This window comes from Mycobacterium sp. 3519A (assembly GCF_900240945.1).
Classification (GTDB): Bacteria; Actinomycetota; Actinomycetes; order Mycobacteriales; family Mycobacteriaceae; genus Mycobacterium.
This window is the reverse complement of sequence record NZ_OESG01000013.1, coordinates 1,044,477-1,063,259: the sequence shown is the minus strand read 5'-3', so window position 1 is coordinate 1,063,259 and position 18,783 is coordinate 1,044,477. Positions and strand designations below refer to the sequence as shown.

At 66.8% G+C, this 18,783-nt stretch carries 22 protein-coding genes; 7 read left to right on the top strand and 15 right to left on the bottom strand.

What is annotated here, in order from left to right; genetic code table 11:
• Positions 1–306, bottom strand: a complete 306-nt coding sequence (gene rsrA, locus C1A30_RS13015; RefSeq protein WP_101948705.1) for a mycothiol system anti-sigma-R factor — start codon at positions 304–306, stop codon at positions 1–3.
• Positions 303–965, bottom strand: a complete 663-nt coding sequence (locus C1A30_RS13010; RefSeq protein ID WP_232004935.1) for a sigma-70 family RNA polymerase sigma factor — start codon at positions 963–965, stop codon at positions 303–305. Before C1A30_RS13010 ends, rsrA begins: the two co-directional genes overlap by 4 nt.
• Before the next feature lie 198 nt (positions 966–1,163).
• On the opposite strand from C1A30_RS13010, the gene ybaK reads away from it, so the two are divergent.
• Both ybaK and C1A30_RS13000 read left to right on the top strand, forming a co-directional pair.
• Entirely contained in the window at positions 1,164–1,652 is a 489-nt protein-coding gene (gene ybaK, locus C1A30_RS13005) for a Cys-tRNA(Pro) deacylase (RefSeq protein ID WP_101950169.1), read from the top strand.
• 94 nt (positions 1,653–1,746) lie between these two features.
• Complete coding sequence (locus C1A30_RS13000) at positions 1,747–2,595, top strand: NAD(P)-dependent oxidoreductase (protein ID WP_101948704.1); 849 nt, start codon at positions 1,747–1,749, stop codon at positions 2,593–2,595.
• Here the strand turns inward: C1A30_RS13000 and C1A30_RS12995 are convergent.
• The 8 genes from C1A30_RS12995 to C1A30_RS12960 all read right to left on the bottom strand — a co-directional run bounded on the left by C1A30_RS12995 (position 2,592) and on the right by C1A30_RS12960 (position 8,981).
• Positions 2,592–3,752: an NDMA-dependent alcohol dehydrogenase gene (locus tag C1A30_RS12995; protein WP_101948703.1), complete on the bottom strand. Its 1,161-nt coding sequence runs from the start codon at positions 3,750–3,752 to the stop codon at positions 2,592–2,594. The genes C1A30_RS13000 and C1A30_RS12995 overlap by 4 nt on opposite strands.
• A complete protein-coding gene (locus C1A30_RS12990) occupies positions 3,749–5,296 on the bottom strand; it encodes an aldehyde dehydrogenase family protein (protein WP_101950168.1) in 1,548 nt (515 codons plus the stop codon). Before C1A30_RS12990 ends, C1A30_RS12995 begins: the two co-directional genes overlap by 4 nt.
• 99 nt (positions 5,297–5,395) lie before the next feature.
• On the bottom strand, positions 5,396–5,638 hold the full coding sequence (locus C1A30_RS12985) for a hypothetical protein (RefSeq protein WP_101948702.1): 243 nt from the start codon (positions 5,636–5,638) through the stop codon (positions 5,396–5,398).
• A gap of 4 nt (positions 5,639–5,642) precedes the next feature.
• On the bottom strand, positions 5,643–6,509 hold the full coding sequence (locus C1A30_RS12980) for an oxygenase MpaB family protein (RefSeq protein ID WP_369974155.1): 867 nt from the start codon (positions 6,507–6,509) through the stop codon (positions 5,643–5,645).
• Positions 6,506–6,688 carry a hypothetical protein gene (locus tag C1A30_RS12975; RefSeq protein ID WP_101948701.1) on the bottom strand — a complete coding sequence of 61 codons (183 nt, stop codon included), beginning with the start codon at positions 6,686–6,688 and terminating at the stop codon, positions 6,506–6,508. Before C1A30_RS12975 ends, C1A30_RS12980 begins: the two co-directional genes overlap by 4 nt.
• 89 nt (positions 6,689–6,777) lie before the next feature.
• A complete protein-coding gene (locus tag C1A30_RS12970; RefSeq protein WP_101948700.1) occupies positions 6,778–7,602 on the bottom strand; it encodes an enoyl-CoA hydratase/isomerase family protein in 825 nt (274 codons plus the stop codon).
• A 5-nt stretch (positions 7,603–7,607) separates the two neighbouring features.
• Positions 7,608–8,192: a TetR/AcrR family transcriptional regulator gene (locus tag C1A30_RS12965; protein WP_101948699.1), complete on the bottom strand. Its 585-nt coding sequence runs from the start codon at positions 8,190–8,192 to the stop codon at positions 7,608–7,610.
• A 39-nt stretch (positions 8,193–8,231) separates the two neighbouring features.
• Entirely contained in the window at positions 8,232–8,981 is a 750-nt protein-coding gene (locus C1A30_RS12960; RefSeq protein ID WP_101948698.1) for an SOS response-associated peptidase, read from the bottom strand.
• Between the two features lie 45 nt (positions 8,982–9,026).
• On the opposite strand from C1A30_RS12960, the gene aroA reads away from it, so the two are divergent.
• The 3 genes from aroA to C1A30_RS12945 all read left to right on the top strand — a co-directional run bounded on the left by aroA (position 9,027) and on the right by C1A30_RS12945 (position 12,313).
• Positions 9,027–10,322, top strand: coding sequence for a 3-phosphoshikimate 1-carboxyvinyltransferase (gene aroA / locus C1A30_RS12955; protein WP_101948697.1), 1,296 nt, complete (start codon positions 9,027–9,029; stop codon positions 10,320–10,322).
• A 7-nt stretch (positions 10,323–10,329) separates the two neighbouring features.
• The gene (rsgA, locus tag C1A30_RS12950; protein ID WP_101948696.1) at positions 10,330–11,310 is read left to right on the top strand and encodes a ribosome small subunit-dependent GTPase A; all 981 of its coding nucleotides are present in this window, start codon (positions 10,330–10,332) and stop codon (positions 11,308–11,310) included.
• A gap of 130 nt (positions 11,311–11,440) precedes the next feature.
• On the top strand, positions 11,441–12,313 hold the full coding sequence (locus C1A30_RS12945; protein WP_101950166.1) for an SAM-dependent methyltransferase: 873 nt from the start codon (positions 11,441–11,443) through the stop codon (positions 12,311–12,313).
• Here C1A30_RS12945 and C1A30_RS12940 read toward each other — a convergent pair.
• Positions 12,301–12,540, bottom strand: coding sequence for a hypothetical protein (locus tag C1A30_RS12940; protein ID WP_101948695.1), 240 nt, complete (start codon positions 12,538–12,540; stop codon positions 12,301–12,303). The genes C1A30_RS12945 and C1A30_RS12940 overlap by 13 nt on opposite strands.
• A gap of 160 nt (positions 12,541–12,700) precedes the next feature.
• Between C1A30_RS12940 and C1A30_RS12935 the strand changes: the two genes are divergently transcribed.
• Both C1A30_RS12935 and C1A30_RS12930 read left to right on the top strand, forming a co-directional pair.
• Complete coding sequence (locus C1A30_RS12935; RefSeq protein WP_101948694.1) at positions 12,701–13,549, top strand: aldo/keto reductase; 849 nt, start codon at positions 12,701–12,703, stop codon at positions 13,547–13,549.
• A gap of 22 nt (positions 13,550–13,571) precedes the next feature.
• On the top strand, positions 13,572–14,216 hold the full coding sequence (locus C1A30_RS12930) for a class I SAM-dependent methyltransferase (protein ID WP_101948693.1): 645 nt from the start codon (positions 13,572–13,574) through the stop codon (positions 14,214–14,216).
• Positions 14,217–14,271: 55 nt separating this feature from the next.
• Here C1A30_RS12930 and C1A30_RS12925 read toward each other — a convergent pair whose 3' ends face one another.
• The 4 genes from C1A30_RS12925 to C1A30_RS12910 form a co-directional block, all read right to left on the bottom strand.
• On the bottom strand, positions 14,272–15,498 hold the full coding sequence (locus tag C1A30_RS12925) for a fatty acid desaturase (RefSeq protein WP_101948692.1): 1,227 nt from the start codon (positions 15,496–15,498) through the stop codon (positions 14,272–14,274).
• Positions 15,499–15,566: 68 nt separating this feature from the next.
• The gene (locus C1A30_RS12920) at positions 15,567–16,739 is read right to left on the bottom strand and encodes a ferredoxin reductase (protein ID WP_200828249.1); all 1,173 of its coding nucleotides are present in this window, start codon (positions 16,737–16,739) and stop codon (positions 15,567–15,569) included.
• Positions 16,740–16,837: 98 nt separating this feature from the next.
• Positions 16,838–17,305: a hypothetical protein gene (locus tag C1A30_RS12915; RefSeq protein WP_200828347.1), complete on the bottom strand. Its 468-nt coding sequence runs from the start codon at positions 17,303–17,305 to the stop codon at positions 16,838–16,840.
• A 46-nt stretch (positions 17,306–17,351) separates the two neighbouring features.
• Positions 17,352–18,761 carry a wax ester/triacylglycerol synthase family O-acyltransferase gene (locus C1A30_RS12910; protein ID WP_101948689.1) on the bottom strand — a complete coding sequence of 470 codons (1,410 nt, stop codon included), beginning with the start codon at positions 18,759–18,761 and terminating at the stop codon, positions 17,352–17,354.
• Between the last annotated feature and the right edge of the window lie 22 nt (positions 18,762–18,783).

The following is an 18,783-nucleotide window of genomic DNA, read 5'->3' as shown; positions in this document are numbered from 1 at the left end:
CTAGCCGCGCCGAATGATCGTGGTGCGGCTGAGCTCGATGCGCAGCCGCTCACGCAACCGATCAGGCGCCTTCTCTCCGCTGCACTTCTTCGCGATCAACGTCTTCACCCGCTCCTCGACGCCGTAATAGCGCAAGCAGCTGGGGCACTCCTCGAGATGATGGCGGAGCTTGTCGCGCGTCTCGGCGGTGCACTCACCGTCGAGCAGGGTCCACACCTCGGCGATCACCGCGGCGCACTCCGGGTGCTCGGGGTCTACCGGGCCGATTGGCGGGGACCAGCGGTCCTCGGCGTCGCGGTCACTCATGACGTCACCTCCTCGGGCGTGTCGAGCTGGCCACGGATGAAGCCGCGGTCCCTCGCCACGTCGGCCAACAGCTCGCGCAGCTGGCGCCTGCCCCGGTGCAGCCGGGACATCACGGTCCCGATCGGCGTATCCATGATTTCGGCGATCTCCTTGTACGGGAAGCCTTCGACGTCTGCGTAGTACACGGCCATCCGGAACTCCTCAGGCAGCGCCTGCAGGGCGTCCTTGATCTCGCTGTCCGGCAACGCCTCCAGCGCCTCCACCTCCGCCGAGCGCAGCCCGGTCGAGGAGTGCTCAGCGTTGGCAGCCAGCTGCCAGTCGGTGATCTCCTCGGTCGGATACTCGGACGGCTGCCGCTGCTTCTTGCGGTAGCTGTTGATGTAGGTGTTGGTCAGAATCCGGTACAGCCACGCCTTCAGGTTGGTGCCCTCGCGGAACGAGCGGAACCCGGCGTAGGCCTTCACCATGGTTTCCTGCAGCAGGTCCTCGGCGTCCGCAGGGTTGCGCGTCATGCGCAGTGCACCGCCGTAGAGCTGGTCGAGCAGCGGAATCGCGTCACGCTCGAACCGCGCCGTCAATTCGGCGTCGGTCTCCTCGGGTTTGTCGAGCGCCGACGTATCCGGCCCGGTATCCGGCGCCTGTCCGTCGATGTCGGTCATTGTGGGGAACACCGTCCCTTCCGTTGCGGCGCCACCAAACAAGCCCGGCACGTCGACCGCACGGTCCAGGCATATGGCAGGCACCAAAGACCCCTTCCCTCGATCCTAGAGGCAATGACCAACATGGCCCGTTTGCGGGCCGAATCGCTACCAATAACAGCACGCCCAGGCGCAGTTGTTCCCGCCTACGCTGTGCGCGTGGCACGTGCAGCGACTCCGGCGATCGCGGCCTTGTTGGCTGCGCAGGTCCCACACGAGGTTTTGCAGTACCACCACGACCCTCGCAACGAGTCGTTCGGCGAGGAGGCGGTGGCCGAGCTCGCCCAGGTCGAGGGCGTCAGCCCGGAGCAGGTGTTCAAGACGTTGGTCATCGCGCTGCCAAAGGGGCTGGCCGTCGCGGTGATCCCGGTGCCTGCGAAGTTGTCGCTGAAAGCCGCGGCGGCAGCGCTCGGCGTGCCGAAGGCGACCATGGCCGAGCGGGCGGCCGCCGAGCGCTCGACGGGCTACGTGATCGGCGGGATCAGCCCGTTCGGCCAGCGCAAGCCGTTGCCGACGGTGGTCGATGCCTCGGCGCTGCACTGGGACCGGGTGCTGTGCAGCGCCGGTAAGCGCGGCTGGGACGTGGCGGTGCATCCGCAGGACCTGATCCGGCTGACCAACGCGGTGACCGCCGACATCGGCGCCTGACTTCGGCCGAACGTGGGTTACCAACACGCTCCAAGGCCTGGAGGCGTGACACAACCCCACACTCGACGCCTTGGCCAAGCTCTAGGGTGAGCCCATGTCGCTATCGCAGAAGACCATGTTCATCTCCGGCGCCAGCCGAGGCATCGGCTTGGCGATCGCCAAGCGGGCGGCCGCCGACGGCGCCAACATCGCGCTGATCGCCAAGACCGCCGAACCGCATCCGAAACTGCCCGGCACGGTGTACACCGCGGCCAAGGAACTCGAGGAAGCCGGCGGGAAGGCGTTGCCGATCGTCGGCGACATCCGCGACGAGGAGTCGGTCGCGGCGGCGGTGGCGCAGACGGTCGAACAATTCGGCGGCATCGACATCTGCGTCAACAACGCCTCGGCGATCAACCTCGGCTCGATCAAGGAGGTGCCGCTCAAGCGCTTCGATCTGATGAACGGCATCCAGGTGCGCGGCACGTACACCGTCTCGCAGGCCTGCATCCCGCACATGATCGGCCGCGACAACCCGCACATCCTGACGCTGTCGCCGCCGATCAGGCTGGAACCCGAATGGCTCAAGCCGACCGCGTACATGATGGCGAAATACGGAATGTCGTTGTGCGCGTTGGCCATGGCCGAGGAACTGCGCGACGACGGCATCGCGTCGAACACGCTGTGGCCGCGCACGCTGGTGGCCACCGCCGCGGTGCAGAACCTGCTCGGCGGTGACGAGGCGATGGGCCGCGCGCGCAAACCCGACGTGTACGCCGACGCGGCCTACGTCATCCTCAACAAGCCCGCTCGGGAGTACACCGGCAACGCGCTGCTATGCGAGGACGTGCTGCTGGACTCAGGCGTCACCGACCTCTCGGTCTACGACTGCGTACCCGGTTCGCAGCTGGGCGTCGACCTCTGGGTCGACTCCCCGAACCCGCCGGGATACACGGGGCCTTAGTCGAATTCGATGACGCCCCGGATGTTGCGCCCTTCGCGCAGATCGGTGATGGCGTCGTTGATCTGATCGAGCTTGTACCGCTTGGTGATCAGTTCGTCGAGCTTGAGGTGCCCGTTGCGGTACATGTCCAACAGCATCGGCATGCTGGCCCGCGGGTTCATGCCGCCGTAGATCAGCCCCTTGAGGGTCTTGCAACTCTGCAGCATGTCGACGAGCACAAGTGGCACCATGCTCAATTCGAATTTCGGCACCCCGGTGATCAGGCAGGTGCCGCCCTTGCTGGTCAACGCCAACGCGGGGGCCAGCATGTCTGCTGTGACCACGCTCGGCGTCAGCACCACGCGGTCCGCCATCACCCCACGGGTGAGTTCCCGCACCAGTCCGAACGCCTCCTCCATCGACGGACTGGTGTCCGTCGCCCCGAAGAACTTCGCCGAATCACGTTTGAAATCCACCGGATCCACCGCAATCACGGCGTTCGCACCCGCGGCGCAAGCACCTTGCACGGCATTGATACCAACCCCGCCCGTCCCGACCACGACGACGGTGTCCCCCGGTTTCGTGCCGACGCCGGTGGTCCCCGAACCCCACCCCGTGGTCACGCCACAGGACACCAGCGATGCCGCCTCGAGCGGAATCGACTCGTCCAGCTTGATCACCGATTCCTCTGCCAGGACGGCATATTCGGCGAACGTGCCGAGCTGACACATGGCGGTCGCATCCTCGTCCCCGACATGACGCCGCCGCTCACCGTCGATCGACTCCTTGGTCAACATGGCGGCGCCGTTGTCGCACAGATAAGTCATCCCCGATACACACCATCGACACTTCCCGCACGCGGCGATGAACGAGTACGAGACGCGATCGCCGGGCTTGAAGGATCGGACGCCCGGACCGACCTCGGCGACGACGCCTGCCCCTTCATGACCGCCGATCAACGGGAAGTAGTCGAGGCTCGGCGTCCCCATGGCTTCCATCATCGCGGCGAAATCCGGCGAGGGAACCATGTCGCCGGTCGAGAAGTGGTCGTCGGAATGGCAGACCCCGGCGACCGCCATCTTTACCAGCACCTCGCCCTCGCGCGGCGGGTCGAGCGTGATCTCGGTGACGTCCCAGTCCTGCCCGACGCCGCGGATCACCGCGCCCTGACACTTCATCGGGCACCTCCCTGCGGCTTGAGGCCCAGCCGTCGCAACCCGCGGGCCGCGGTCGCGCGCATCATGCCCAATGCGAACCGGAACTTCCGTCGCGAATACGGATACCAGAGCGGTTCCCGCGCCGGGGTCGGCATCCGCGGCGTCGTGATGGCTTGTGCCCGGCAATATTTCAGGATGCCTTGGGCACCTCCATTGCGAGCGCCGATCCCCGAATCCTTCCAGCCGGGCATCGGCACGCTGAACTGGAATCCATTGGCCAGCGCGTCGTTGATGTTGACCGCGCCCACTTCCAGCCGACGGGCGACCCGCTCGCCCCGCGCGAGATCGCTGGTCCACACTGTCGCCGAGAGCCCGTAGTTGGAGTCGTTGGCAAGCCGGATCGCCTCCTCCTCGTCGGCGACCTTCACCACGGGCAGAGTCGGGCCGAAGGTCTCCTCCCGCATGCACGACATCGAGTTGTCGGCATCGGCAAGCACCGTGGGCTCGAAGAATGTACCGACACCGGTTGGCTTACCGCCGGTAGTCACCCGCGCACCGCTCGCGACCGCCTCGTCGACGTGGCGCGCGACGATGTCTCGCTGCGCCACGGTGGCCATCGCTCCGACGTCGAAGCGGTACTTGTCGTCATCTTGGCCCTGCCGCAGTTCGCTCACCTTGTCGGTGAGCTTGGCGACGAATTCCCCGTAGATCGGCGCCTCGACGTAAACCCGTTCGACGGATACGCAGACCTGTCCGGAATTGGTCATCCCACCCCAGGCGATGCCGTTCGCTGCCCGGTCGATGTCGGCGTCGGCCAGCACCACCGCGGGATCCTTGCCGCCCAGTTCGAGGCTGTACGGGATCAACCGCTCCGCACATGCGACGGCCACCTTGCGACCGGTCGCCGTTGAACCGGTGAAATGCACGTAGTCGGAGTTGGCGATGACCGCGGCACCGGTCTCGGCGTATCCGGTAGTCAACGAAAGCACGGGCGGTGCACCGATTTCGCTCCAGCCCCTTACGAATTCGACGGCGCTCAGCGGGGTCACCTCCGACGTTTTGAGCAGCACCGCGGCGCCCGCGGCCAATGCGGGGATGCCGTCGATGGCCGCGTTGGCGAATGGAAAGTTCCACGGGATGATCAACCCCACCACCGGATAGGGCCGGTATACGGTCGTCAGTCGCTTGGTCATCATCAGGACGTTGTGCGGCCTCGGATGGCGGTCGGCCAGGAAGGCCTCGGCATTGCTCGCCCAGTACTGAAGCAGTCCCGCGGTCAACGGAGCCTCGATCGAGGCGTCCGCGCGCACCTTGCCGGTTTCCGCTTGCACGACATCGGTCAGGTACTCGGCATTGTCGAGCACCCAATCTTGAAATTTCAACAGCCAGGTCTTACGACCCCGTGGTCCGAGCGCCTCCCATTCAGGTTGGAAGATCCTCAGTTCGCGAGCCTTGACCGCGACGGTCTCGGCCGAATCGATCGGAACCGACCCGACGGCCACACCGTCGGCGGGATTGCGCACCTCAATGGTTTGTTGTCGAGCGTCGGGATGGATTGCGGTCATGCGGGGCCCCCATTTCATGCGCGTTGCTGAGTCTGCGCCGTGAGTCAGAATCCCACCGCCGGGCCAGTGCGTGCCGAGTATTCACATACTCGATTGCCGTCACACCACGCAGACGTCGACGCCGAACAGCCCGGCAGGCCAGAACAGCGCCGTCAACCCGTAGGCGCCGATGTCGGCGCCCGCCGGAATCCGGGTCTGCAAATGCGTCTGGATCAGCGCCACATGCTCGGCGCGGAAGAACGCGAACGCCAACCCGATCACGACGTACGGAATGGCCATCCACATCGCGAACTCGATCATCGCCTCGACGCTGACCTTGCGGCTCAACAAACGGCGCAGCATGGGCTCACACCAATGCTCGGTGGCTGCGCACCCGCCTGCGGACGTCAGCCAGCAGCAGGTAGCTGCCGCCCTGGCGGACGAACACCGGAAGGAATCGGTTGACGAAGGCGACCAGAAGAAACAGCGACTCGAACTGCCGCTGTTTGAAACCGCTCCACCGCGCACCCATCGCGTCGCGGAACACCGGCGCAAGAAAGCCCACGGTGAGGAACTTGAGCAGGGGCCGAAACGGCAGCGCGAGAACGGGATTGATCATCCGCAGGTCCAGCAGATCCCGCAGATACGCACCGACATGGTCGTCGATGCGCACGCGACGGCAGGCCTGTTCCCAATACAAATCGAAGTCTGCGCGCGTCGGCGGCCACTGCTCCTCGGTGACCTGCAACGTGGTGCCAAGCGTCCACGCCGATCGGTAGAACTGCTCGGCCTGTTCCGCGGTCATCGGGCCGCGCAGCAGTTGGTAGGTGTCCTCCAGGCCGACGAAAAGGCATGCGGCGACCCACATCTGCAACTCGCGATCGAATGCGTTGTAGCGGACCGGGCTTTCTGCGGTGGACTTGACGTGGCGGTGGGCGCCGTTGACGGCTTCGCGGATCGCGGCGCGGTCGTCGGGGCGGCCAAGGATCGCGACCGCCAGGTACTGGAACGTCGTCCTGGCCCGTTTCCACGGGTGCTTGAGCAGATTGCCGGAGTCCACCTTGCTCTCGCTGACGCCGTAGCCCACCTGCGGCCACGACAACTGCATGATCACGTTGGCGGCACCGGCGGCGAACGCCCAGAAGTCCATGGCCTCGGCCACGCTCACTTCGGCGTCCGGATCCCAGCGCGAGGTGCGCCGACGGATGTCGATGCGGCAGTCGGCGAGCATCATGCCAGGCACACCGCCGAGACCAGCAGCACCGGCCACCACAGCACCGCCCGCCAACCGCCGCCGAGCAGCGCCCACAGCACGCCGACGGCCAGGTACGGTGCCGCGAGCATCGCAGCGGTGCCGATCCATTCCGCGATCGTCATCTCGAAGCTCAAAACCTGTCGCACCATGCTGAGCATGAGCGGTTATGTTAATGGCTATTCGGAACGCGATGGACCGATTCACGGTTGTTTCAGCCGACAAAACCGCTGAATGTGAACGGCGGTGCCTACTTCAGCATCGCCCGCACACTCTGGGCGAACGCGGCGGTGGTGAAGCACGCCGGTTCGGCGAACTCCTCGAGCGTGATCGCGTCGTTCCAGTCGGCGTCGGCGGTGGCCCGCAGCAACGGTTTGCTCATCGCGACCGCATGCGGCGGCAAATCGGCTATCCGCGAGCACCATTCGTCGGCGGCGGCCAGTAACCGGTCGTGTTCGACGACCTGTTGAACCAGCCCGAGACGCAATGCGGTGTCGGCGTCGATGTGATCGCCGCGCAGGTAGTACGCCAGCGCACCCTGATAACCGAGCCTGCGGGTGAGCGCCCAACTGGTGCCCACCTCCGGGATCAGGCCGAGCCTTCCGAACGCGGGCACGATCACCGCGCGGTCGCTGGCGACGACGAGGTCGCAGGTCAGCGCCCACGCCAGGCCGACTCCCGCCGCCGGGCCGTTGAGCGCGGCGATGAAGATCGTGTCCGACCGCGCGATCAGCCGGGCGATCCCGCCGAACTCGCGGCGGATCCACCGCCACACGTCGGCCACTCCCTCGGGCTCGCCGAGCGATTCGATCGCGGTCTGCATCATCTTCAGGTCGCCGCCCGCGCTGAAGCCGGGATCCGCGCCGGTGAGTACGACGGAGCGGACCTCGTGGTCGGCGTCGAGCGCCTCGAGAGCCCGTCGCAGTTGCCGCACCAGCGGGGCGGACAGCACATTGAGCCGACGCGACTCGTCGAGCGTGACCACCGCCCTGTCCCCGCGATGCTCGACGTGGACGCGCTCCGGCGCGTCGGGATCGTCGCCGCCTGCGACGATGGTGCGGTACATCGATTCCATCTGATCTACTCCTCGATATCGTTGGCGCGCAACGCTGTCCATGCGGCCGTGGCGAAGATGTCGACGACACCGCGCGGCATCGCCTGGTCGTCGCCGGCTATCCAGTAGCGGCTGAACTCCTGGGCCGGGCCGAGCCAGAGTGCGGCGGTGACCCCCGGTCGCATCGGCCGTAGCGCCCCATAGGTGTGATGCGGCTGCCACCAGTCGCGGACAGCGCCGAAGAACTCCCGATTCGCATCGCTCAGCGACGCACTGTCCAGTCGGTCGCCCAGCAGCAGCTTGGCCTCGCCGCGGTGACCGCCGACCCACCGCAGGTGATATGCGACGCCGCCGCGGATGCCGCCTTCTGCGGTGTGCTGGCCGCGCAGCATCTCCACGAACCCGGCCTGGTACTCGGTCATCACCTGTGCGTAGACCGCCGCCGCGAGCGAGGGCTTGTCCGGAAAGTGGTGGTACAGCGCGCCGACGCTCACCTCAGCCTCGCGCCGGACCTCGTCCAACGTCGGCACCAGCGCGCCGTCGACGGCGAACCGGCGCCGCGCCACCTGCAGTAACCGGTCCCGAGCGTCGGTTCCACTCGGCCGTGGCACGAGGAATACTCTAATCGAACAGAGAAATCCTCGGTAGGGCTACAGCAGCGTCGCCTGCTCGGGCTCCGGTTTGGCCGGTTCGATCAGCTCAGGCCCGTTGTTGCGGACGCTGTTGACCAACCGCGACACCTCGCGGATCTCGATGCGGTCGAGGTCGCCGTGGCCTCGCAGTAGGCCCTCGTCGATGGGCGCATCGGGATCCAGCCAGCGGTCCCAGTCGTCGCGGCTGATGGTCAGCGGCATGCGGTCGTGGATGTCGGCCAGCGGACCCGCGGCGTCGGTGGTGATGATGGTGCAACTCAACAGCGGTGGCGCGTCTTTCGGGGCGTCCTTCGGCCGCCACGTCGACCACAACCCGGCCATGAACAGCATTTCGCCGTCACCGCCGTACATGTAGAACGGCGTCTTGGCTCCCTTCGCCTCACCTTTCTTAAGCCACTCGTACCAGCCGTCCATCGGCACCAGACACCGCTTGTTCTTCGCGGAGTTGCGGAACGCCGGTGAGGTGGTCACCTTCTCGGCCCGCGCGTTGATCAGCAGCGGCCCCTTGGTGTCGGGACCGCCGTCCTCCGACGTCTTGGCCCACGGTGGCACCAGGCCCCAGCGCATCGACCGCACCCGCCGCGTCGATTCGTCGTCGGGTTCGGTGTGCCGTTTGACCACCGTGCTGATGGTGGTGGTCGGCGCGACGTTGTAGTTGTCCTTCAGCGCGGCGGTGCTCTCGTCGATGGCCTGGATCTTCTGCGCCAACAACGCCGGATCGGTGGTCACTGCGAATCGCCCACACATATATCCCATGGTGGCACGCGGAGCCGACAGGGCAGGATGTAGCACGTGAGCAACTGGCAGGCACCGACGACGACTACCCCCGTGCATGCCACCGTGACCATCCCCGGTTCGAAGTCGCTGACCAATCGAGCGCTGATCCTGGCCGCCCTGGCGACACCGAACGGGACGTCGACGCTGAGCAATGCGCTGCGCAGCCGCGACACCGACCTGATGATCGGGGCGCTGCAGACGCTCGGCGTCACCGTCGACGGTGCGGGCTCCGAGTTGACCATCCGCGGGGCCCTCACGCCACAACCGGGCGCCCGGATCGACTGCGGGCTGGCAGGCACCGTGCTGCGATTCGTCCCGCCGGTGGCGGCGCTGAGCACCGAGACGGTGCTGTTCGACGGCGACGAGCAGGCCAGGGGCCGCCCGATCGGCCCGCTGCTCGACGCCCTGCGCGGCCTCGGCGTCGACGTCGACGGCGACAAACTGCCGTTTTCGGTGCGCGGCGCGGGTTCGGTGGCGGGCGGCACGGTGGAGATCGACGCCTCGGCGTCGTCGCAGTTCGTCTCCGGTCTGCTGCTGTCAGGAGCCTCGTTCACCGACGGCCTGAGGATCGTCCACACCGGCGAAACCGTTCCGTCCGCGCCACACATCGCGATGACGGTGTCGATGCTGCGCGAAGCCGGGGTGACCGTCGACGACGGTGAGGCCAACCGCTGGCATGTCGCGCCGGGCCCAATTGCCGCGCGGCAGTGGACCATTGAACCCGATCTGTCGAACTCGGTGCCGTTTTTGGCCGCGGCCGTGGTCACCGGGGGCGCGGTTCGGGTGGCCGGCTGGCCTGACGACAGCATCCAGCCAGCAGCCGACGTCTTCGCGATCTTCGAGAAGCTGGGTTCGGTTGTCACCCAAGGCAATTCATATCTAGAGGTGCACGGCAGCCCGAACTACGGTGGCTTCGACGTCGATCTGCACGACGTCGGGGAGTTGACACCGGCGGTGGCCGCGCTGGCGGCGGTGGCGTCGGACGGTTCGGTGTCGCAGCTGCGGGGCGTCGCTCACCTGCGCGGTCACGAAACCGACCGGCTGGCGGCGTTGTCCGCCGAGATCAACCGTCTCGGCGGCCAGTGCGAGGAGACACCGGACGGGCTGCGCATCACCGCGCGACCGCTGCACGGCGGCGTGTGGCTGTCGTACGCCGACCACCGGATGGCCACCGCAGGCGCCATCGTGGGGCTGCGGGTGCCCGGTGTCGAGGTGGAAGACGTTGGCACGACGGCAAAGACGCTGCCGGAGTTCCCGCAACTGTGGGCTGAGATGCTCGAAGGGCAGGGGGCCGCCGGACGTGAGGATTGAGTAGCTCTTGAGCCCTCGCGAGTACGACGAGTCCGATGTCCGGGTGCGGCCCGGCCGGGGCTCGCGGCCGCGAACCAAGACCCGCCCCGACCATGCCGACGCGCAGGAAGCCATGGTGGTCACCGTCGACCGCGGCCGGTGGGGCTGCGCGCTGGGCAGGGACCCGGACCGGCGGGTCACCGCGATGCGGGCCAGGGAACTGGGCCGCACCCCGATCGTCGTCGGCGACGACGTCGGAATCGTCGGCGACCTGTCCGGCAGGCCCGACACGCTGGCCCGCATCGTCCGTCGCGGTGACCGCCGAACAGTGTTGCGGCGCACCGCAGATGACACCGATCCGACCGAGCGGGTGGTGGTCGCCAACGCCGATCAGCTGCTGATCGTGGTGGCGTTGGCCGATCCCCCGCCGCGCACCGGCCTCGTCGAACGCGCACTGATCGCGGCCTATGCAGGCGGTCTGGAGCCGATCCTGTGCCTGACCAAGACCGACCTGGCCCCGCCGGAACCGTTCGCCGCCCAGTTCGCCGATCTCGACCTGACAATCACCACCGCCGGCCGCGACGATCCGCTGGACGCCGTCGCGCCGTTGCTCGCCGACAAGGTGACGGTGCTGCTCGGCCATTCCGGTGTCGGCAAGTCGACATTGGTGAATCGCCTTGTGCCCGACGCGGACAGGGCCACCGGTGAGGTGACCGACGTCGGCAAGGGCAGGCACACCTCGACGCAGTCGGTCGCGCTTCCGCTGAGCTTCGGCGGCTGGGTCATCGACACGCCGGGGATCCGGTCGTTCGGGCTGGCGCACATCGAACCCGATGACGTGCTGCTCGCATTCTCGGATCTGGCCGAGGCGATCAAGGACTGCCCGCGCGGATGCGGGCACATGGGACCGCCCGCCGACCCCGAGTGCGCGCTGGACACGCTGACCGGACCGGCCGCGGGGCGCGCCGCCGCGGCGCGCCGCCTTCTCGCCGCGTTGCGAGAGGGCTAACAGAACGCTGGGAGTCCGCTTGGCCCCATTGCTCGTTACCTAGGCTAAGAGTTAAAACGGCTAAGTGAGTGCTGAACGGACAGACGATGACACCTGGGACCTGGCCACGAGCGTGGGCGCCACCGCGACCATGGTCGCCGCGGGCAGGGCCCGCGCCACCCGAGCCAACCTCATCGAGGATCCGCTCGCCGAACCACTGGTCCGCGCGGTCGGGGTCGACTTCTTCACCCGCTGGGCCAGCGGCGAGCTGGCCGCCGTCGACGTCGATGTGCCGGGCGCGTTCTGGGGCATGCAGCAGATGACCGAACTGCTCGCCGCACGCACGCAGTACTTCGACCGCTTCCTGGCCGACGCGACCGCCGCCGGCATCCGTCAGGTCGTGATCCTCGCCTCGGGACTGGACGCACGCGGATATCGATTCGCCTGGCCCTCGGGCACCGTGGTGTTCGAGATCGATCAGCCCGAGGTATTGGCCTTCAAAGCCGCGACGCTGGCCGACCTCGGTGCCAAGCCGACGGCGGACGTGCGCACCGTCCCGATCGACTTGCGCAGGGACTGGCCGACGGCGTTGCGCGAGGCCGGTTTCGATCCGACGAAGCCGTCGGCGTGGACCGCAGAAGGCCTGTTGCCCTTCCTTCCCGCCGAGGCGCAAAACCGCTTGCTGGACAACATCACCGAACTCAGTGCCGACGGCAGTCGGCTGGCTTCGGAGGTGGCGACGACATCCTGCGCGGGCGACGGCAGTCGGTTCTGGGACTCGCTGGAGGAGATCACCAAGCGTTGGCGGGAGTACGGATTGGACATCGAACTCGGCGCACTCGGCTACTCCGACGATCGTGAAGACGTCGCCGGGTACCTCGACGCCAGGGGCTGGCGGTCGGATGCGATCTCCTTGTCGAACTTGCTCGCCGAGGCCGGCTTGCCAGTTCCTTCGGACGGCAACGCGTTCGGGGGCAACTATTACTGCGCATCGGTGAAGCAGCTAGTGCCTCACGGGCGGTAGCCGGGCTCGAAGTGCCGGATCCGCCACACGCCGTGATGGCCGTGCCAGCCAGGCGCGGCCTGCGGCGCGGGATGCGCCTTGACCCCTGGGCTGTAGAAGTGGCCAGGGACGGTCGGCTGGGTGGTGGTGGCTGCGCTGGCCGCGCCCGCCAGCCCGATGGCGGCACCGCCGATGACGCCCGCCGAGATGATGGAAACGGCGAAGGCGCGTGCAATGTTGATGGTCATTGTGAATTCTCCTGTGTGAGTTGGCTTTTCAGATCTCAGGCCGGTGTGTTCCTGCGATGAATCAAGAATGCGCGGTTCCGCGGCCGAGGTCTGTCCGGTGATCGGCCTGCGCAGCGGTGGAATTCGGCGTCCCCCGATCGGGGGAACTAGGCTCGACACCGTGAGCCAGATACCCACGATTTCCCTCAACGACGGCGCGAGCATCCCGCAACTCGGATTCGGCACCTACAAGATCGCCCCCGACCAGGCGGCGTCGGCGGTGCGAACAGCGCTCGATGTCGGCTACCGGCACATCGACACCGCGCAGATGTACCGCAACGAGAAGGGCGTCGGAGAAGCCATCCGCGAGTCAGGCATCGACCGGGCCGAAGTATTCGTCACCAGCAAGCTCAACAACGGTTTCCACAAACCCGACGACGCGCGCCGCGCCTTCGACGGCACACTCGCGGCGCTCGGCTTCGACTACGTCGATTTGTTCCTGATTCACTGGCCGCTGCCGACGCGCTACGACGGCGACTTCGTCTCGACGTGGCGCACGCTCGAAAAGTTCAAGAGCGACGGCCGGGCCCGCAGCATCGGGGTGTCGAACTTCCAGGTGTCACACCTGCAGCGACTGGCCCGCGAGACGGAGACGACGCCTGCGGTCAACCAGGTCGAGGTGCACCCGTATTTCGCGAACGCCGAAGTGCGCGACTACGACCGCGAACACGGCATCGTGACCGAGGCGTGGGCGCCCATCGCGCGCGGCACCGTGGTTGACGATCCGGCTGTCACACGCATCGCAGCGGAGGTCGGCAAGTCGGCAGCGCAGGTGGTGTTGCGCTGGCATATTCAGCGCGGCGACGTGGTGTTCCCCAAATCGGTCACGCCGCAACGGATCAAAGAGAACTTCGGCATTTTCGACTTCGAACTCGGCGACGCCGAGATGGCCGCGCTGTCGGCGCTGGACAAAGGCGAGGCCGGCCGCACCGGGCCCAACCCCGACCAGTTCGACAACGTCGACACGTAGCCGTTGCGAGTAGAGTGCGACAGTGACCGAACTAGGCTTCCTGGACCGCACCCGCGAAGGATATGACCTCACGGCATCCGAATACGCCGAACGGTTTCACGATCACCTGCACAACAAGCCACTCGACCGCGCGATGCTCACCGGGTTCGCCGGGATGGTCAAGAGCAACGGGCTGATCGCCGACGTCGGTTGCGGCACCGGTGCCACGTCGCGCCTGTTCGCCGACCTCGGGCTCGACGTCGTCGGTATCGACTTGTCCCCCAGGATGATTGCGCAAGCGCGACGGCTCAATCCCGGGTTGCGCTTTCAGGCCGGGTCGATGACCAAGCTCGACTTCGACGACGGCCAGTTCGACGGTCTGTGCGCATGGTACTCGGTGATCCACATCCCCGACGAGTCGCTGCCCGCGGTGTTCGCCGAATTCTGCCGCGTGCTACGCCCCGGCGGGGTGGCGCTGGTCGCCTTTCAGGTCGGCGACCAACCACGCACGTTCAAGGAGATGTTCGGCGCGCAGGTGTCGTTGACGTTCTATCGCCGACAGCCCGACACCGTCGCCGTGCTGCTCGACGAGGCCGGTCTCGCGCCGTACGCCGGTCTGGTGCGTGACCCCGACGACGACGGCTTCGAATCGACGCCGCAGGCCTACCTCATCGCGCAGCGAACGTGAGGTTGTGTGCGACATTTTCGCGAAATGTCGCACATACCTTCACGTTCGGCCGGGTCTACGCGGCGAGGCGCTTCGCGCGGCGTCGGGCGCGCACGGCGGCGATCGCTGACTTCAGGCCACTGCGCTGCGTCGGTTCGAGTTCGGCGAACATCCGCTCGCTGCGCGTTTCCGGCGCATCGTCGGCGGTGTCGCGCAGATACTTGTCCGGCAGCGACAGCTTGGCGATGGTGCGCCACGTCTTGCCGTACTGAACCAGGAACGAGCCCGTGGTGTACGGCAGGTCGTACTTGTCGAACACCTGGCGCACCCGAATCGAGACCTCGTGCAGCCGGTTGCTGGGCAGATCCGGATACAGGTGGTGCTCGATCTGATGGCACAGGTTGCCGCTCATGAAGCGCAACACCGGACCGTTCTCGAAGTTGGCGCTGCCGAGCAACTGACGCAGATACCACTCGCCCTTGCTCTCACCGGCCATGTCGGTCTTGGTGAATTTCTCTGCGCCGTCAGGGAAATGGCCGCAGAAGATCACCGCGTTGGCCCAGACGTTGCGGATGACGTTGGCCACCGCGTTGGCCTTCAGCGTCGAAGAGTAGGTCGCGCCGGGCGACAACGAGGTCAGCGCCGGATAGGCGACGTAGTCCTTGACCACCTGACGACCCGCCTTGGCCGAGAACTCGCGCAGCCGCACCATGGTGGCGTCGCGGTCGTCGCGGCCCTTGAACATCCTGCCGAGTTCCAGATGCTGCAGCCCCACACCCCACTCGAAACCGACCGCGAGCATCGTGTTGTAGAACAAGTTGCCGAGATTGAACGGCTTCCACTTGTCGTCACGGGTGACGCGCAGCAGACCGTAGCCCACGTCGTCGTCCATGCCGAGGATGTTGGTGTACTTGTGGTGCATGAAGTTGTGAGTGAACCGCCAGTGCTTGGCGGCACCGCTCATGTCCCACTCCCATGTGGTGGAGTGGATCTCGGGATCGTTCATCCAATCCCATTGGCCATGCATGACGTTGTGGCCGATCTCCATGTTCTCGATGATCTTGGCCACGCCGAGGGTCACCGTGCCCGCCCACCACGCGGAGCGGCGCGAACCCGCTGCCAGCATCAGCCGGCCCGCCACCTCCAGGGCCCGCTGGGCGGCGATGGTGCGGCGAATGTAGCGCGCATCGCGCTCGCCTCGGGAGTCCTCGATGTCCTGGCGAATTGCGTCCAGTTCGAACGCGAGATTGTCGATATCGGCTTCGGTCAGATGTGCGAATGCCGGTACGTCTGTGATTGCCATGTTCCGCCTCCCTTCTCCTACCTACGCTACCGTAACCTACGAATCCGTAAGTTACCAGCCGGTAAAGCTCAGACGTCGAGTACGCAATCGCCGGACGCCGCGGAAATGCACGTCTGGATACGGGTACCGGGTTCGTGCTCGACGCCGGTGCGTAAATCGCGGACATGGCCGTCGAGAAGGCCCACCACACACGACTGGCAGATGCCCATCCGGCAGCCGAACGGCATCTGCACCCCGGCCTGCTCGCCCGCGTCCATCAGCGGGGTGGCGGCGTCGACCGTGATCGTCTTGCCTGCACGCGCGAACTCGACGGTGCCGCCCCGGCCCTGCACCTGACCCTTCGATGCGGCGAAGCGCTCCAGATGCAGGCGCTCGGCGATGCCCGCCGCCGACCAGACGCCCTCTGCCTGGTTCAGCATGCCCTCGGGCCCGCAGGCCCAGGTCTGGCGCTCACGCCAGTCGGGCACCTCGTCGTCGAGGCGGGACAAATCCAGCCGCCCTTCGGTGCGTGTCGAGCGCAACCGAATCCGGTAGCTGTCGTGGCTGCGCGCCAACTCGGCCAGCTCGGCGGCGAAGATCACGTCGGATTCCGTTGGCGCCGAATGCAAATGGACCACGTCGGTGATCTGGTCGCGACGGGCCAGCGTGCGCAGCATCGACATCACCGGCGTGATGCCGGAACCGGCGGTGAGGAACAGCACCGAGGCCGGCGCCGGGTCGGGCATCACGAAGTTGCCCTGCGGCGCGGCCAACCGGACGACGGTGCCCGGCGCCAACCCACCGACCAGATGCGTCGACATGAACCCCTCGGGCATCGCCTTGACCGTGATGGTGATGACGCGCGCCTCGCGGCTCAATGTCGCCGGCCCTGCGGCTCCGGTCACCGGACTGGAGGTCAACGAATAGGACCGCCACCGCCAGCGCCCCTCGACCAGCACACCGATGCCGATGTACTGGCCAGGCTGATAGTCGAACGAGAAACCCCACCCCGGCTTGATGACCAGGGTCGCGGAGTCGACGGTCTCGCGTCGGACCTCGAGCACCCTGCCGCGCAGTTCCCGCGCCGACCACAACGGGTTGGCCAGCTTCAGGTAGTCGTCGGGCAGCAGCGGGGTGGTGATCCGCTCGGCGATCGCGCGCGCGGCGCCCCAGCCGCGGTGCTTACCGGCGCCTTTGACGGTCGGCCGCACGGTGTCTGCGAGAACGGCTGCGGGCCTGCTCGTGCTGTATTTCTTGCCCAAGGAAAGCTCCTGCCCCAGTTTCAGGATTGCGCTGCCCGTACTCCGGGAGACAGAACCTACGGTACCGTAGGTTTTCCGCTTCAGCCAAGGGAGCACCATCAGAGCAGCTCGAGCAGGAAGGGCAGCTCTTGCGGGGCGTACCAGGCGAGATCGTGATCCTGGGCGTCGCCGACGGTGAATTCGGCGTCCTCATCGCCGAGGTCGGCGGCGTCGACGGCCTCGATGGCGGGCACCACCGCGGCTTCGGCGTCGGCGTTGTCGACGTAGGCGGCGATCACGTCGTCATAGGCCAGCGGACCGGCCAGCCGCACCACCGCGTCGTCGAGATCCGGGCGCGGCGTCGCTCCGTCGACGTCGGCGACCACCACCGCCCGGCGCGGCGGCAGGTTCGACGTGCCCTCGCCGGCCATCAGCCGCAGCGACGCCAGCGCGGCTTCGCGCAGCGCCACGTCGGCCAGTTCGTCGTCGTCGCCCTCGGCGTAGGCCTCGCGCAGCGTCGGCGTCACCGCGAAAGCGGTTCCGCTGCGGGCATGCAGCACTCGATCGGCGACCAGCTGCTGCAACATGGCCAGAGTCGCGGGGACATAGACACGCACCCAAGGAGGTTAGCCGCTATTGCGCGGCTTCCAGCAGTTCGTCCAGGGATTCGCGCAGCAGCGAAGGAAACACACCGACATCGCTCATCGCGTCGCGGTCGGCGTTGATGCCGAAATAGAGCATGCCGTTGTAGGACGTCACGCCGATCGCCAGCACCTGGTTGTTCAGCAACGGTGGCACCGCATAGGTTTCCAGCAGTTTGGTGCCCGCGACGAACATCTGCTTCTGCGCGCCGGGCACATTGGTGATCAGCAGGTTGAACTGGCGCGCGGAGAATGTGGTGGCGACGCGAATACCCATGGCGTGCAACGTCGGTGGCGCGAAACCCGACAGCGTGACGATGGTCCTGGCGTCGACGAAGCTGGCGTGGGTCGGGTGTGACTCGGTGGCATGCGACACCTGCGACAGCCGCACCACGGCGTTGCCCTCCCCCACCGGCAGGTCGACCAGAAACGGTGTCACCTCGCTGATCGCCTGCCCCGGTCCGGTGGAGTCGATCTCGGCGTCCGGGTACACCGACATCGGCGCCATCGCGCGCACCGTCGTCGACGACGTCACCGGTTCCCCGCGGGACATCAGCCAGTTCCGCAGGGCGCCCGCGACGACGGCGAGCACGATGTCGTTGACGTCGCACTCGTAGCGCGCCCGCACCATCCGGTAGTCGTCGAGTCGGTGCGCGGCCACCGTGAAGCGCCGATTGCGCGAAACCGTGGTGTTCAACGGGCTGTTCGGCGCCGTGCCGCGGGCGACGGTGCGCGCCACGTTGACCACCCGCTTGCCGACCTCGACCAGCTGACCGGCGTTGGTCGCCACCTCGGTCACCGCCGAGCGGACCGCCGCCATCTGTTCGGCAGGCCGCATGATCCACTCGCCGACGGCGCCGAGCACCAGTTGACGGTCGCTGGGCTCACGCGCGGGAATCCAGATGTCCTCGCCGAACTCCGGCGGCTTCTGGGTCCGGTCGGCGATGACATGCCCGATTTCCAGCGCGGTCATGCCGTTCACCAACGCTTGATGCGACTTGGTGTAGATGGCAATTCGATTGCGCGCCAAGCCTTCGATCAAGTACATCTCCCACAGCGGGCGGGACTTGTCCAACGGCCGCGAGCCGAGCCGCGCGATCAGCTCGTGCAGCTGCGCGTCGCTGCCCGGCGACGGCAGCGCCGACCGCCGGATGTGGTAGGTGATGTCGAAGTCCCTGTCGTCGATCCACACCGGCCTGGCCAGACCGAGCGCGACCTCACGCACCTTCTGGCGGTAGCGCGGGATCTGGGGCAGCCGCTGCTCGACGGTGGCCAGCAGGGTCTCGTAGCTCAGCCCGCTGCGCGGTTTGCGCAGGATCGACAGCGTGCCCACATACATCGGGGTCGAGGTGTCTTCCAGGTGATAGAACGACGCGTCCGACGTCGACAACCTGGTCACCATCCGATGCGCCCCCCTCTAGACG

Coding starts and splice junctions, on each gene's coding strand:
- C1A30_RS12970 (WP_101948700.1), bottom strand. CDS start 7,602: ATGGAATCGATGTACCGCACCATCGTCGCAGGCGGCGACGATCCCGAC.
- C1A30_RS12990 (WP_101950168.1), bottom strand. CDS start 5,296: ATGACCGCAATCCATCCCGACGCTCGACAACAAACCATTGAGGTGCGC.
- C1A30_RS12980 (WP_369974155.1), bottom strand. CDS start 6,509: ATGATGCTCGCCGACTGCCGCATCGACATCCGTCGGCGCACCTCGCGC.
- C1A30_RS12945 (WP_101950166.1), top strand. CDS start 11,441: ATGGTCGCCGCGGGCAGGGCCCGCGCCACCCGAGCCAACCTCATCGAG.
- C1A30_RS12915 (WP_200828347.1), bottom strand. CDS start 17,305: ATGTTGCAGCAGCTGGTCGCCGATCGAGTGCTGCATGCCCGCAGCGGA.
- rsrA (WP_101948705.1), bottom strand. CDS start 306: ATGAGTGACCGCGACGCCGAGGACCGCTGGTCCCCGCCAATCGGCCCG.
- C1A30_RS12995 (WP_101948703.1), bottom strand. CDS start 3,752: ATGAAGTGTCAGGGCGCGGTGATCCGCGGCGTCGGGCAGGACTGGGAC.
- C1A30_RS12910 (WP_101948689.1), bottom strand. CDS start 18,761: ATGGTGACCAGGTTGTCGACGTCGGACGCGTCGTTCTATCACCTGGAA.
- C1A30_RS12985 (WP_101948702.1), bottom strand. CDS start 5,638: ATGCTGCGCCGTTTGTTGAGCCGCAAGGTCAGCGTCGAGGCGATGATC.
- C1A30_RS12960 (WP_101948698.1), bottom strand. CDS start 8,981: ATGTGTGGGCGATTCGCAGTGACCACCGATCCGGCGTTGTTGGCGCAG.
- C1A30_RS12940 (WP_101948695.1), bottom strand. CDS start 12,540: ATGACCATCAACATTGCACGCGCCTTCGCCGTTTCCATCATCTCGGCG.
- C1A30_RS13000 (WP_101948704.1), top strand. CDS start 1,747: ATGTCGCTATCGCAGAAGACCATGTTCATCTCCGGCGCCAGCCGAGGC.
- C1A30_RS12975 (WP_101948701.1), bottom strand. CDS start 6,688: ATGCTCAGCATGGTGCGACAGGTTTTGAGCTTCGAGATGACGATCGCG.
- C1A30_RS12925 (WP_101948692.1), bottom strand. CDS start 15,498: ATGGCAATCACAGACGTACCGGCATTCGCACATCTGACCGAAGCCGAT.
- C1A30_RS13010 (WP_232004935.1), bottom strand. CDS start 965: ATGACCGACATCGACGGACAGGCGCCGGATACCGGGCCGGATACGTCG.